Below are 13,063 nucleotides of genomic sequence, written 5' to 3'. Positions count from 1 at the left end.
GAAAAGGGGAGAACATCCAGAGATGTTCTCCCCTTTCTTATTTGGGGTGCTGATGCGGGATACTTCGTTTATCGCGGCAAGGCGGCCCAGCTATTTCTGATCCAGTCACCCCTGATAGAGATAGAGGTGCAGCCGCTCGATGATGGGCTCGCCGCCAATCTTGCGATCTCGCCGCGCCTGCCGGCTCTTGGGGGGATAGTTGCCCAGATGGGTGACCGCGGGCGGGGTATCCGAGCAGAGCAGCAGAGGCAGGCTCGCCTTGATCTGCTGCTTGCGCGGGGTGCGCTCCAGCCAGAGCAGGTTGATCATCGGGTGAGTCTTGACCGGGCGGCGGATCCGCAGCTCGGCATCGGCGGGCAGACGGCGAATGTCGTACACCTCCTGATCCACCATCTTGCTCCACTCCTCGTTGTTGGAGAGGGCCGGTATATAGCGGCGGCTGCGCTCCAGCATCTCAAGCACCTGCTCGCGACTTAGGCGATTGATGGTCTGCTTGTCAGCCCAGGTAAAGCCGAGGGATTGCAGCTCACCTGTCAACAGGGTCAGCTTGCGGTAGACCTGCAGAGTGATCACCCCGGGCAGGGCGGTATGTACCAGCTCGAACTTCTCGTCCCGTCCCCCCGCCTGCTGCACCAGCGCTTTGAAATCGAGTTTGTGCTGGTTGATTTGGTCGATCAGCGGTTGCAGCAAGGGGGCTGCGGCGGCAGGAAAGCGCAACCAGCCGGGCAGCCGGTGAGTCGCCTTGGTGGAGCAGCCGGGGCGGGCGCTGTGATCCCGATAGGCGGCGAGGGTGGCCGTCAGCGCGGCTTCACCGTTGAGATAGCCCACCTCAATTTGCTCGATCGGGTCGTGCTCTTCCCCCTGTGCCACCGGGGGGAGGGGATAGACATGGGCCTCCTGCAGCTCGAGCTGGCCAAGCAGATCGGCCAGCTGGTTGAGAGAGGCTTCTATGGCGGCCATCTGTTGACGCAGGGCGGCGGTTGGGGTAAAGGTATCCATCGATGATCCTGTGGTTTCATCCGCCGCTGACGGCATAAACGATGGCGTCAGGGCAGGGGAATAAACTACTGTATAAATAACCATACCAGTATGCCGGTTGCGCGCCAAGAGGGGCGTTTTCGGGTCGTCATTGAGGGAGCTGCGCGGGAGGAAAAGTGAGTTTGTTTTATGTTTCATGATGTTAATTTAAGATCATAAAGAGATCACGCAATTAACAATTGAATGTAATGACGGGGTTGCCACCCATGGCGCGTCCATTGGCGAATGCATAGGCAATGCGGTAAATTGCATATGTAAGATGCTGCCATGCAGCACAATATGCTGCGGGCCGTTGATGGTCGAATAGTGACTTAATTATTCTTTATAAATCAAAGCATTAAAATCGTATCAGTCAGTTTTTTACTATTAGTTTTCCTAATGTAACGTATCAAAATTCGTCAATTGAGTCGGCCTTGCTCCCTTACTAAGCTTTGCGCATCAAATAAAGCCCAGTGCGTAAACAAATATTCAGAGGAGCCACATCATGGCCAACATGACTTATACCGAAACCGGTTACCAGCATTCCAGCCAATTGAATCTGGTTGCTCGCGTTAAAATGACCGTTCTGACCTGGCTGGAGCGCAGCCGCAGCCGTCGCCAGCTCTCCGAGCTGCCCGAGTACCTGCTCAAAGATATCGGCCTGAACGAAGCCGACCGTTATCAAGAGACCACCAAGCCGTTCTGGCGTGGTTGATCAGCCGGGCATGGATGCCTTGTTTTTCTGCTGAGTCGTTTGCTGTTCTGCCCCGTGGCGCCCGGCCGCTAGGTCTGTCATTGTCTGTTTTATATCCCCCGTTTTCCCCCTGTTATTTGTTGATCCTTTTTCCTCTCCTCTTTATTCCAAATCGCTACTGCCATTGCAGTCGTCGTTCGATTGTTATCACACTTGTATCGTTAATGTTTGAATTTGTTTAAAAAACGATTTTAAGCAGCGATGCCTTGCGTATAATCCGGCCATAGTATTCCAGAGCGAGAGGGTGAGACGGATGATTCCCCAGCACGATTTTTTGGCCATGACCCGCAGCCATGAGTGGCAGCTTGAGCCCTTTGAATTTGCCCTGCCCGATGGTGCGCAGGTCAGCATTTGGGATACCGGCGTGCTCTGTCTGGAGCCTGCCAGTGGCGCGGGCGACCAGCCGGGAGGACGCAAGGATATCGTCCTCTCCTGCGGCATCCACGGCAACGAGACCGCTCCCATCGAGATCTGCAACCAGCTGCTGAGTCGTCTGCTCTCAGGCGAGCTGAGCGCCCGTCATCGGGTGCTGTTCCTGTTTGGCAATCCGGCTGCGATGAATCTGGGGCTGCGGGAGGTGGAGGAGAACATGAACCGGCTCTTCTCCGGAGCACACAGCAAGGGGGAGGGGCTCTGCAATCGGGAGCGGATCCGCGCCATGCGCCTCGAGCAGTATGTGAGCCGCTTCTTTGCCAATCCGGCTCGTCCCCGTTACCACTACGATCTGCACACCGCTATTCGCGGTTCGCGCCACGAGAAGTTCGCCGTCTACCCCTTTCCCCACGAGCGGCCCCACTGCCGCGAGCAGGTGCAGTTCCTCGGTGCCTGCGGGGTGCGTACCATTCTGCTCTCCGCCAGCCCGACCACGACCTTCAGCTACTACAGCTCTCGCCAGCATGGTGCCCACGCCTTTACGGTGGAGTTGGGCAAGGTGCGCCCGTTTGGCGAGAACGACATGACCCGCTTTATCGAAACCCGCCAAGCGCTGCAAGAGCTGGTCACTCAGGATGAGGTGGCGCTGGAGCCGTGGCGGGCGGACGATTTCACCCTGTTTGCCATCGATCGGGTGATCACCAAAAAATCGGAGCAATTTCGCTTTCTGTTTGCCAGCGATGTGGACAACTTCACCGAGTTCCCGCAAGGGTTCGTGCTGGCCGAGGATGGCGAGCTTCGCTACACGGTCGAGAAGCCGCGTGAGGCGGTGGTCTTCCCCAATGCCAACGTGGCGATTGGTCAGCGCACCGTGCTGATGGTGGTGCCGACAAGGCTCTGGGAAGAGCGGTGATAGTTTTGACTGCAGAGCGGTGATGCATCCGCAGGCGGTGCCAAGCCATTGTTCTAGTCGGTGGCTCAGACACAGCAGCGGTTAACCGCAGTAAAAAAAAAACGGGGCCAGTCAGATGACTGGCCCCGTTTTTTTTTATCGGATTCAAGCGGTGAGGCTTAGCTATTGTTCTTCACAAACAGGGTCAGCTCCTGACCGGGCTTGAGGTAATCCCCTTTATCCAGCTGGTTCCAGCGCATCACATCGTTGATGGCCACCTGGAAGCGAGCCGCTATAGAGGAGATGGAGTCGCCACGGCGAACCTGATACACCATCGATTTGTCGCTCTTCTTCCCTTGCTTGGGATAGACCACCAGCTTCATGCCTGGCTTGAGCGCCGACTTGGCATTCAGACCGTTCCACTTGGCGAGCTCTTCGTGGGAGACGCCGTGCGCCTGGCTGATGCTCCACAGGTTGTCACCCGAGCGCACCTTGTAACTGACCTTGGCCTTCTGGCTGCTGCCACGGCTTGCCAACTGCTGCGGTTTGCTGGCGGAGCTGGCCTTGCTGCTGACCTGACCGTGGGTCGGGATCACCAGTTGCTGACCACGACGCAGGCTGTTGCCACGCAGATTGTTGGCCAGTTTCAGCTCGCTGACGCTGACGCCGTGATTCTGGGCGATGCGTGACAGGGTATCGCCACTGGTGACCTGATAGTAGCGGGTACGGATACGTTCGCTCTTGGGCAGGTCGGCCAGTGCCAGCTCCAGGGTATCGGCATATTCAACCGGTACCAGCAGGCGGTAGGGGCCGCGCGGTGACATCACGCCACGGCTCAGGGCAGGATTGACCTCCTTGAGCTGCGAGGTGCGCACACCGGCCAGCTGGGCCGCCACGTTCAGATCGATCTGGCTGCCGGTTTCCACCACCCGCAGCTTCGGCTCGTTGGCGAGCACCGGCAGCTGGACGTTGTACTTGTCCGCATTGCTGATCATGTCAGCCATGGCCAGGATCTTGGGCACATACATCTGGGTTTCGCGCGGCAGGTCGAGCGACCAGTAGTCGGTCGGCTTGCCGGCACGCTGGTTACGCTGGATGGCGTTGCGAACCCGTCCTTCACCTGCATTGTAGGCGGCCAGCGTTTGCAGCCAGTCACCATCAAAGAAGCGGTTCAGGTATTCCAGATAGTCGAGCGCCGCATTGGTGGAGGCCAGCACATCGCGCCGTCCGTCATACCAGTTGTCGTGGCGTAGACCGAAGTTCTTGCCGGTGGCGGGCACAAACTGCCACAAACCGACGGCATTGCTGCGGGATCGGGCATGAGGATCAAACATACTCTCGATCATCGGGACAGTAATAAGCTCCATTGGCAGCTCACGCCGTTCAATCTCCTCTACCATCAGATAGAGGTAGGGTTCAGCCCGGCTGGCAATGGTCGCCAGATGCTTATCATTGCGCAACAGCCACTCACGTTGCTGGCGGATGCGCGGGTTGTCCGGAGTTTCCAGTTGCATATCATCGCTGATACGCACCCACAGATTGTCCGTATCTTCCATTTCGTCCAGCTGTTCATCGCCAAACAGGAAATGGGAAGAGTGTTTTTTATGCGCTTTTTTCTTGACCTGGGGGGACTTGATCGGCTCGATTGCCGTTAGCGCCCGGTCATCCTGATGGCTCAGGTTTTGGCAGCCGCTGAGCAACAGCGCTGCCAATAAGGCCGTTCGTACCTTCATCTCGTTCCGGTCATTTTTAGGAAAAACAGCTCGCATCATAAGGGGCAATGGCCCCCTGATCAAGGCTTGTTCAAAAAACGTCCTTCCACTGACGCAGGATGGTGAAGGTATCTACCGGATTTTCCACGCATTTTAGCCCATGCTTTTCAGCAGAAAATTTCACTGAATCCTGTTCGCAGCGCAGAAAAATGTTGAAAGTGCGTTCGTCACCCAGCCGGGTTGGCAGGCTTGGCAGCCCTTGTTGTCGCAGTTTGCTGATCAGCCCGATCTGGCGGCGGATCGCCGGGTTGTCCGGCTCGACCGCATAGGCAAAACGCAGGTTGGAGAGGGTGTACTCGTGGGCACAATAAATGAGTGTCTCATCGGGCAGGGCGGCGAGTCGTTGCAGCGAGTGGTACATCTGCTCCGGCGTCCCTTCAAACAGGCGGCCACAACCGGCCGAGAAGAGGGTATCGCCACAAAACAGCATGCCGTTGCCGTGGTAGGCGATGTGGCCGCGAGTGTGCCCGGGCACATGGATCACCTCGAGGGCGAGGCCGTGCCAGTTGATCTGATCGCCATCTTCCAGCCACTGACCGTGGTGATCCGGCATCGGGTCAAGTTTGGGGCCATAGAGCCGGGCGTGGGGGAAGTGGGCAAGCAGGTCGGTGACGCCCCCGACATGGTCGTGATGGTGATGGGTCAGCAGGATGGCATCGAGCACCAACCCCAATGCCTCGAGCCGCTCCAGCACGGGGGCGGCATCGCCCGGATCGACCACCAGACAGTGATTTTCGTGGCGGATCAACCAGATGTAGTTGTCATTAAAGGCTGGAACTGTGATCACTGGATACATGAGTCTGCTTCTCTTTAGGGAGGGTATCTTATATAACAGGATGGCGTTCGAAACCCCGAGTTGAGCCCTATTATGCAGGTGGCACGTACCGAACAACAAATCGAGATCCCGACCAGCTGGTCTGCATTGCCTATGGGGGACTGGGTGGCGGCCGAGATCCAGGATCGGCTCGACAACTGGTGTCCCAATCTGTTTGGGTATCATCTGCTGAAAATTGGTGCTCTGAGCGCCGAACTCTCCTGCAAACGCTCCTCCATTCGTCACCAGATCGGGGTCGCCCCCGGCGGGCGGCTGCTCGACATGTATGGCGATCCCCTCGATCTGCCGGTACGGACCGGCAGCGTCGATGCCTGCCTGCTGGCTCACTGCCTCGATTTCTCTGCCGATCCTCATCAGGTGTTGCGCGAAGCCGAAAGAGTGTTGACCGACGATGGCTGGCTGATCATCAGTGGCTATAACCCCATGAGTCTGGTCGGGATCGGTCACTGTGTGCCGTTCTTGCGGCGCAGAATGCCCTGGTCGGCACGGATGTTCACCCCGGGGCGGGTGACGGACTGGCTGCATCTGCTGGGATGTGAGGTGATGTTCGACGAGCGTTTCGGTTACTCGTTTATGGGTAAACAGAGCTGGCACAGTTGGTGGCGGGAGAGTATCGGGCGGGATTATTGCAGGGCATTTGCATCGGTATACGTGATTGCGGCTCGTAAACGGCGCTTTCCACTGATCCCGGTGCGGCGCCGCTGGCAGCTGCCAAAGTCCCTCGCCACACCGGGAATGGCCCGTCAGGGCTGGTAGCCGGTATCCTCGGCCAGATCCTTGCCGCAGGCGGCCTCTCTGGCCAGCTCGTCGCACCGTTCGTTCTCCGGGTGGCCGGAGTGACCCTTCACCCAGAGCCACTCAATCTGGTGGCGACCCACTTCCGCATCCAGCTCCTTCCAGAGATCGACGTTCTTGACCGGTTGCCGGTTGGCGGTCATCCACCCTTTCTTCTTCCAGCCGATGATCCACTGGGTGATCCCCTGGCGGACATACTGGCTGTCGGTGGTGAGGCGCACCTTGCACGGTTCGTTGAGGGTGCGCAGCCCCATGATGGCGGCCATCAGCTCCATCCGGTTATTGGTGGTCAACTTGAATCCGGCGGAAATCTCTTTGCGGTGCTTGCCGTAGACCATGACGGCCCCGTAACCACCCGGGCCCGGATTGCCGAGGCAGGAGCCGTCGGTATAGACATCAATCTGTTTTAACATGAGCAATCAATCTGTTTTAACATGAGGCTTGGGGTAAACTAGCGAGTAAGTAAAGCCGAAGTTTGACATAGATTGGATCATGAACACACCCCAACTGAATCGCCAGATCATTCTGGATACTGAAACCACAGGTATGAATACGGCGGGCGGCCCTGTCTATCTGGGGCACCGCATTATCGAAATCGGCTGTGTGGAGGTGATCAACCGCAAGCTGACCGGTAACCACTATCACGTCTATATCAAGCCTGATCGTCTGGTCGACCCGGAAGCGATCCAGGTGCACGGTATCACCGACGAGTTTCTGCGTGACAAACCGTCGTTCAGCCAGATTGCCGACGAATTCCTCGAGTTCATCCGGGGCGCCGAACTGATCGCTCACAACGCACCGTTTGACGTGAGCTTCATGGACTACGAGTTCAGCAAGCTCGGACTCAACTTCAAGACGGCGGATATCTGCACCATCACAGATACCCTGGCGATGGCGCGGGATCTCTTCCCCGGCAAGCGCAACAACCTGGATGTGCTGTGCGATCGTTACGGTATCGACAACTCCCACCGTACCCTGCACGGGGCTCTGCTCGATGCGGAGATCCTGGCGGACGTGTACCTGCTGATGACCGGCGGCCAGACCAAACTCAATCTGGCCACCGAGAGCAACGAAAACGAAAGCAATCAGGACACCAGCATTCGCCGGTTAGAGAGCAACCGACCCGCCCTCAAGGTGGTGCGTGCCAGCACCGAGGTTCAGGCCCTGCACGAGGCGAGACTGGACCTGGTACAGAAGAAAGGAGGAAGTTGTCTGTGGCGGCAATGAGCAAGTGGTATGCCGGTTTGCTGCTATTGCTCTCGCTGGGGGCGACGGCGACCGAGGTATTTGCCCCTTCCGATATTCCGCTGCTGGATAACCGCTTTCGCATCGATTATGGGGTTAAGGAGATCACCTTCATCATCAAGCGCAAGCCGGGCACCCCGTCCGTGATCCTGGTTCGCCCCGATGGCAGCAAGCTTTACGTGGGCAAGGTCAAACCTGCCGATGTGGGTTGGCTGGCGCTGCCAGAGCATGATCTCATTACCCTGCGCAATCCCATGCCGGGCCCCTGGCAGGCGATTGGCGAGGTGGATCCCGATAACCGGGTGCGCATTCTCTCCGATATCCGGCTCGATATCGCCGCCCTGCCGATGCAGCTCTATCAGGGGGAGGTGGTCAAGCTCAAGGCGTGGTTGCTGATCAATGGTCAGCCGCCGAAAGATAAATACTATCTCTCTGACCTTGGCATGACCGTCAAGCTGCAATCGTTCAGCGATGCCGATAAGAAAGAGATCGTGCTGGATCAAGTACTTGGCCACTATCGCGATGATGGCAAGGGGCTAGATGAGGTGCCAGGCGATGGCATCATGACGGCGGAAGTGACGCTGCAGGATATTCCCGGTGGCAAGTACCGCGCCATGTTCAGTACGGGCAATCAGGTGTTTGTCCGTGCCCGTTATCAGGATGTACTGCTTTACCCCTACCCGTTCAGCTATAACTTGTCGCCGCCTTCGGATGAGCTCGGTGCCAAGCTCTCACTGCTAATCGACCGTGATGAGCTGGATCCCGCTTCCGTGGTGGTCAAGGGGAGTGTGACCAGCAATGTGGGCGGCCTCTACGAGTTCAGCGAGATCGCCAGCGATCCCAAGCTTGATATCGATCTCTCCAACATCAAGGAGGTCGGTCAGCATGAGGTGAAAGCAACCCTCTATGGCACCACTCGCCTCGGCCGTGAGCTGAAAATCGAGTTGCCGGTGAAAACCTTCAATGTCTTCCCGCCACCGCCGCCTCCTGTAGAGGTGGTGTCGGCCGCCGCACCGGCCTCCAGTGCCGAGGCGACCCATGAAGCTCCGGCAGAGGAGGAAATGGGCTGGCTGATCTGGGCATTGGCGGGTGGTGGTGTGCTGCTGGCGGTATTGGGTGGGGTCGGGTTTGTGGTGATACAAAAACGGCGTGCCCTGAAGCGTGCTCTGGCCGCTGCGCAGGCCGAGAATCAGCAAGCCGGACAACCTGCTGCCAAGCTGGATCTCAATCTGCCAGAGCAGTAACCTTCGTACTGAAGTGGCGTGATGCCAGAGATAAAAAACCGCCCTGATAAGCAGGGCGGTTTTTTTTAGTTCATAAACAGAACAAGCTGGCTATCAGTGTTCGCCGATATAGACATCCTTGTTCTGCTCGCGGATCTCGAGGAACTTGTCCAGATTGGCCATCATCAGCTCGACCAGCTGGGGGTCGAAATGCTGCCCCTTCTCCTCTTCAATCAGGGCCAGCACCTTGTCCAGCGGCCACGCCTTCTTGTAGCAGCGATCCGAACCCAGAGCATCGAACACGTCAGCCAGCGCCACAATCCGCCCCTCCAGCGGAATATCGGCCCCCTTCAAACCGCGGGGATAGCCACTGCCATTCCATTTCTCATGGTGATTGCCAGCGATGGTGGCACCAATCTGAAACAGCGCCAGATCGCTGCCGGAGAGCATATCCTGCCCGAGCTGGGCGTGGGTTTTCATGATCTCCCACTCCTCCGGTGTCAGCTTGCCCGGCTTGTGCAAGATGGCATCGGGAATTCCCACCTTGCCAATGTCATGGAGCGGCGAGGCACGTTTCACCAGTTCGCTCTGCTCTTCGCTCATGCCCATAAGGTGGCAGAACTGTTCGGTATAGAGCGCGACTCGTTTGACGTGCAGCCCTGACTCTTTGGAACGGGTTTCGACTAGTTCGCCGATGCGATAGATGATCTCCCGCTGGTTGTCGGCGATCACCTCATTGAGCCGGATATTCTCCAGCGCCACTATGATGTTTTCGGTAAACAGGGTCAGCAGACTGGTATCGATCTGGCTGAGCTGGCGGGTGGTCTCGATGTGGAACAGCAGGTGGTGGCGCGGATTCTGGCAGTAGAGCACCATCTGGGTGGCGTTATAGACGTTGCTGCGCTTGCTCATGGCCTGGCGCAGGATCTCAGGCGCGTCCGTGAGGAGCATGGCGGGATGGCCGGGGAGCAGGGGCTCCAATACTTGATCCTTCACCTCATAGGCGTATTGCTTGACGTCGTATATCTGGGTTTCCCCCAGATGGAGCAGGGCGCTGAGCTGCTCCTGGGCGCCTTCGACAAACTGGCGCAGGGCCCGTTTCTCAAAGATCCCCTTGGAGGCTTCGATGACTTTTTCCAGCCCCTGACGGTTACTCTCCAGGGTGCGAATATCCCGATAGGATCGCAGGCTGGCCCGCAGCAGGGTGCGCAGCTTCTGGGAGGTGAGCTCGGTTTTATCCTTGTAGTCGTTGATGTCGTAGTTGGTGACCACGTCATCTTCCGGCGCCTGGCCGGGTTGGCCGGTACGCAACACGATGCGTACCATCTTGTTTTGCAGATCTTCACGGACGTATTTGACGACATCGAGGCCGGCGTGGTCGACCTCCATCACCACGTCCAGCAGCAACAGAGCAACGTCCGGGGTGGTGGCCAGCAACTCCTTGGCCTGTGCCGCGGAATAGGCATGCAGAAAATCGATGGGGCGATTGTCAAACTCGAATTTGTTCAAGGTGATTTTGGTGATGCGATGCACTTCAGGCTCATCGTCAACAATCATCACCTTCCAGCCCGCTTGCTGTGCGTCGGGGAGGGAGAGATCGTCATCATCAATAATCAGGATCTGGTCATCCATCATACAATCCTGTTTGGCATCCTGTGCTTACATTAACTGCTTCACTAAGGATAGGAAACTTATTGGGAAATAAAATTTGATCTCGAAAAACTATGGTCGAAATAAGCAAATGGAACCCTTTGTGACGGTGGCGTTGTCCGGCTGCTTTCTTTGCCCAATCATGGAGCTAGCGTGCATAAAGCCTATTTCTGGATTGGGGTGTGAATGCGAGTGGTTGGGGATGTTTGAAACCAGTTTGTAGCTATTAGACGAAAAATAATCTTATTTGATAGTGATTCCTATTTGCGTGTAGCATGGGCGACACACTCAACGAGGAGCCCCATCGTGTCCCCATCTCTGCCTCCCAATCGCCCCCGTCTGCTGACTGTCAAAGCCATTGCCCAGATCACCCCCCATTTGCGTCGCATCACCTTTGGTGGCAGCGAACTGGCTGACTATCCCTTTACCTGCGGTGGGGCCCATATCAAGGTGATGCTGGCCCAGCCCCATCAGGTAGAGCCGGTGCTGCCTGCAATGACCCCGAGCGGCCCGCGCTGGAGTGACCCGACTGACAAGCCGGTGATCCGCACCTACACCATCCGCGCGTTTCGCCGTGATGAGCAGGAAATTGATATCGACTTCGTGCTGCACGGTGAAGGCGGGCCCGCCAGCGCCTTTGCTACCCATGCCAAGCCGGGAGAGAAGGTGATCCTCTCCGGGCCGGGTGGCCCCAACCCCATGCTGCAATCGGCCGAGCATTACTGCCTGGTAGGGGATCTCACCGCCTTGCCCGCCATCATGGCGATGTGTGAGGTGATGCCTGCCGAGGCCAGAGGGGAAATTGCGATTCTGGTGCCGGATCAGGCCGATGCTCAGCCGTTGATGCTGCCGGTCGGGGTGCGCTGTCACTGGTTTGTCGGCGAGCCCGAGTCCAGCGGCCTGCTGGAGCATGTGATTGCTCTGCCGCTGGTGCGCGATGGCGGCTTCTTCTGGCTGGGTGGAGAAGAGGCGCTGGTGTTGCCGCTGCGCCGCCATTTTCGCTCCGTGCTCGAGGTGGATCGCCAGTCGCTCTACGCCGTGCCGTACTGGCGCCGGGGCAAGAGTGAAGAGGCCTATCATCAGACCCGTCACGATGTGATGGATAATTAAGCGGATGCGAAAGAATACCTGATTCACCCTTGCAAATAAAAATGATTTGCATTTAGTATTGCGCCGTCCGGGTATTCGTCCGGCCGGCGTTTTTATTTCCGTTGACACAAGAGCGCCCTGTTTTCACGTCGGTTTGGCTGCATGTTGTCAGACCCAACGCAAGGAGTCGTAAAGGGTGGTTAAGTACCAGACCCCTCTGTTCTGGCTGGGATTGTTCCTCCTGTTCATACTGCTTTCTCTTTCGCTCGCCACCGGTGCGGGCGTCTATGGTGCCCGCGAGGTGTTCGGCTACCTGATGGGTTACGCGCCTTGGGCGAGTGACGAGAAGCTCGCCATGGTGCTCAATACCTTGCGACTGCCGCGCACCCTCTGCGCCATGGTGGTCGGCGCCTCTTTATCTCTGGCGGCCTCCTTGTTGCAGAGCGCGACCCGCAACCCGCTGGCGGAGCCCGGTCTGCTCGGGGTCAACGCCGGGGCCGTCTTTGCGCTGGTGGTGGGGCTCACCTGGTTCGGGGTGGAGTCCGCCTACGGCTATCTGCTCTGGGCCGGCCTCGGCGCGCTGCTCGGCAACGTGATTGTGCTGGGGCTAGGCATGATGATTGGACGCTCCAATCCGCTGAAGCTTATTCTGGTCGGGGTGGCGCTCTCCGCCACCTTCGGCGGGCTCTCCAGCTTTCTGCTGCTCTCCAACAAGATGGTGCTGGAGCAGTACCGCTTCTGGAACCTCGGCTCCCTGTCGGCGGCCAATCTCGATGCCATCATCGCCGTACTGCCCTTCGTGCTGGCGGCGTTTGTCATCACCTTGCTGCTCTGTCGCCAGCTGACCCTGATGCAGATGGGGGATAGTCAGGCCCAGGCGCTGGGGATCCGCCCAAACCGGGTGCGAATTGGCGTGCTGCTGGCCGCCACCCTGTTTACCGCCAGTGCCATCGCCATCGCCGGCCCCATCGGCTTTGTCGGCTTTCTGGCTGCCTACTGTGGCCGATTGGTGGAGCCGGTAAAGCTGTCGGTGCAGGTCTGTTTCTCCGCTCTGTTCGGCATGCTGTTTCTGCTGTTGGCCGACATTCTGGCGCGCTGGCTGATCCAGCCGTTCGAGTTGCCCAACGGGGTCATTCTGGCCCTGATCGGTGCACCAGTGCTGATCGCCATCGTTCATCGCGGGGGCTTTCGTACCCTGCTGACCGTCAAGTGAGGGGCTGATGCGTACACCTACCGATATGCTCTGCCTGCGGGCCGGCAACCGCTCTTTGCTGCTCCATCTGCCGAGCTGGCGCTGGCTGGCGCTGCTGGCCGTGGCGCTGCTGGCGCTTGCTCTGCTGGCCCTGAGCGTTGGCGGCGGCAAGCTCGGCTTTGCCGGGGTGGTCAACACCTTGCTGGGGGAGGGGACGCGGCTTGAGC

The 13,063-nt window shown here is 58.1% G+C and carries 12 protein-coding genes and 1 pseudogene; 8 read left to right on the top strand and 5 right to left on the bottom strand.

Annotated elements, in window-relative coordinates; translation table 11 throughout:
• Positions 1 to 105: 105 nt before the first annotated feature.
• Entirely contained in the window at positions 106 to 999 is an 894-nt protein-coding gene (locus AB5Y92_RS16880; RefSeq protein WP_164536435.1) for a DNA replication terminus site-binding protein, read from the bottom strand.
• Positions 1,000 to 1,522: 523 nt separating this feature from the next.
• Here AB5Y92_RS16880 and AB5Y92_RS16875 point away from each other — a divergent pair.
• Both AB5Y92_RS16875 and astE read left to right on the top strand, forming a co-directional pair.
• Positions 1,523 to 1,732 (top strand): DUF1127 domain-containing protein, encoded by a 210-nt coding sequence (locus tag AB5Y92_RS16875; protein WP_005337823.1) that lies wholly within the window; start codon positions 1,523 to 1,525, stop codon positions 1,730 to 1,732.
• A 292-nt stretch (positions 1,733 to 2,024) separates the two neighbouring features.
• Positions 2,025 to 3,056 carry a succinylglutamate desuccinylase gene (gene astE / locus AB5Y92_RS16870; RefSeq protein WP_164536436.1) on the top strand — a complete coding sequence of 344 codons (1,032 nt, stop codon included), beginning with the start codon at positions 2,025 to 2,027 and terminating at the stop codon, positions 3,054 to 3,056.
• Positions 3,057 to 3,214: 158 nt separating this feature from the next.
• Here the strand turns inward: astE and AB5Y92_RS16865 are convergent, their stop codons facing one another.
• Together AB5Y92_RS16865 and gloB are read right to left on the bottom strand one after the other, a co-directional pair.
• Positions 3,215 to 4,768, bottom strand: a complete 1,554-nt coding sequence (locus AB5Y92_RS16865; protein ID WP_368227201.1) for a LysM peptidoglycan-binding domain-containing protein — start codon at positions 4,766 to 4,768, stop codon at positions 3,215 to 3,217.
• A 70-nt stretch (positions 4,769 to 4,838) separates the two neighbouring features.
• Entirely contained in the window at positions 4,839 to 5,603 is a 765-nt protein-coding gene (gene gloB / locus AB5Y92_RS16860; protein ID WP_005337817.1) for a hydroxyacylglutathione hydrolase, read from the bottom strand.
• Between the two features lie 72 nt (positions 5,604 to 5,675).
• On the opposite strand from gloB, the gene AB5Y92_RS16855 reads away from it, so the two are divergent.
• Positions 5,676 to 6,398: a methyltransferase domain-containing protein gene (locus AB5Y92_RS16855; RefSeq protein WP_005361718.1), complete on the top strand. Its 723-nt coding sequence runs from the start codon at positions 5,676 to 5,678 to the stop codon at positions 6,396 to 6,398.
• Here the strand turns inward: AB5Y92_RS16855 and rnhA are convergent.
• Positions 6,386 to 6,850: a ribonuclease HI gene (gene rnhA, locus AB5Y92_RS16850; protein WP_005353268.1), complete on the bottom strand. Its 465-nt coding sequence runs from the start codon at positions 6,848 to 6,850 to the stop codon at positions 6,386 to 6,388. The two genes, AB5Y92_RS16855 and rnhA, sit on opposite strands and share 13 nt — an antisense overlap.
• A gap of 79 nt (positions 6,851 to 6,929) precedes the next feature.
• Here rnhA and dnaQ point away from each other — a divergent pair, with 79 nt between their 5' ends.
• Positions 6,930 to 7,664: a DNA polymerase III subunit epsilon gene (gene dnaQ / locus AB5Y92_RS16845; RefSeq protein ID WP_064336501.1), complete on the top strand. Its 735-nt coding sequence runs from the start codon at positions 6,930 to 6,932 to the stop codon at positions 7,662 to 7,664.
• Positions 7,661 to 8,926: a TIGR03503 family protein gene (locus AB5Y92_RS16840; protein ID WP_368227209.1), complete on the top strand. Its 1,266-nt coding sequence runs from the start codon at positions 7,661 to 7,663 to the stop codon at positions 8,924 to 8,926. Before dnaQ ends, AB5Y92_RS16840 begins: the two co-directional genes overlap by 4 nt.
• A gap of 93 nt (positions 8,927 to 9,019) precedes the next feature.
• On the opposite strand, the gene AB5Y92_RS16835 is transcribed toward AB5Y92_RS16840, so the two are convergent.
• The gene (locus AB5Y92_RS16835; protein ID WP_005361714.1) at positions 9,020 to 10,537 is read right to left on the bottom strand and encodes an HD domain-containing phosphohydrolase; all 1,518 of its coding nucleotides are present in this window, start codon (positions 10,535 to 10,537) and stop codon (positions 9,020 to 9,022) included.
• A 324-nt stretch (positions 10,538 to 10,861) separates the two neighbouring features.
• On the opposite strand from AB5Y92_RS16835, the gene AB5Y92_RS16830 reads away from it, so the two are divergent.
• The 3 genes and pseudogenes from AB5Y92_RS16830 to AB5Y92_RS16820 all read left to right on the top strand — a co-directional run.
• The gene (locus tag AB5Y92_RS16830) at positions 10,862 to 11,665 is read left to right on the top strand and encodes a siderophore-interacting protein (RefSeq protein WP_368227200.1); all 804 of its coding nucleotides are present in this window, start codon (positions 10,862 to 10,864) and stop codon (positions 11,663 to 11,665) included.
• A 175-nt stretch (positions 11,666 to 11,840) separates the two neighbouring features.
• Positions 11,841 to 12,857 carry a FecCD family ABC transporter permease gene (locus AB5Y92_RS16825; protein WP_368227199.1) on the top strand — a complete coding sequence of 339 codons (1,017 nt, stop codon included), beginning with the start codon at positions 11,841 to 11,843 and terminating at the stop codon, positions 12,855 to 12,857.
• 7 nt (positions 12,858 to 12,864) lie between these two features.
• Positions 12,865 to 13,063: pseudogene (locus tag AB5Y92_RS16820) on the top strand (iron ABC transporter permease); the annotation flags it as partial.

Origin of the sequence: Aeromonas sp. R1-1, assembly GCF_040908495.1 — a bacterium.
In the GTDB taxonomy this organism is placed as follows: Bacteria; Pseudomonadota; Gammaproteobacteria; order Enterobacterales; family Aeromonadaceae; genus Aeromonas; species Aeromonas veronii.
The sequence above is the reverse complement of the archived record's forward strand: the minus strand, read 5'-3'. Positions and strand labels throughout refer to the sequence as shown.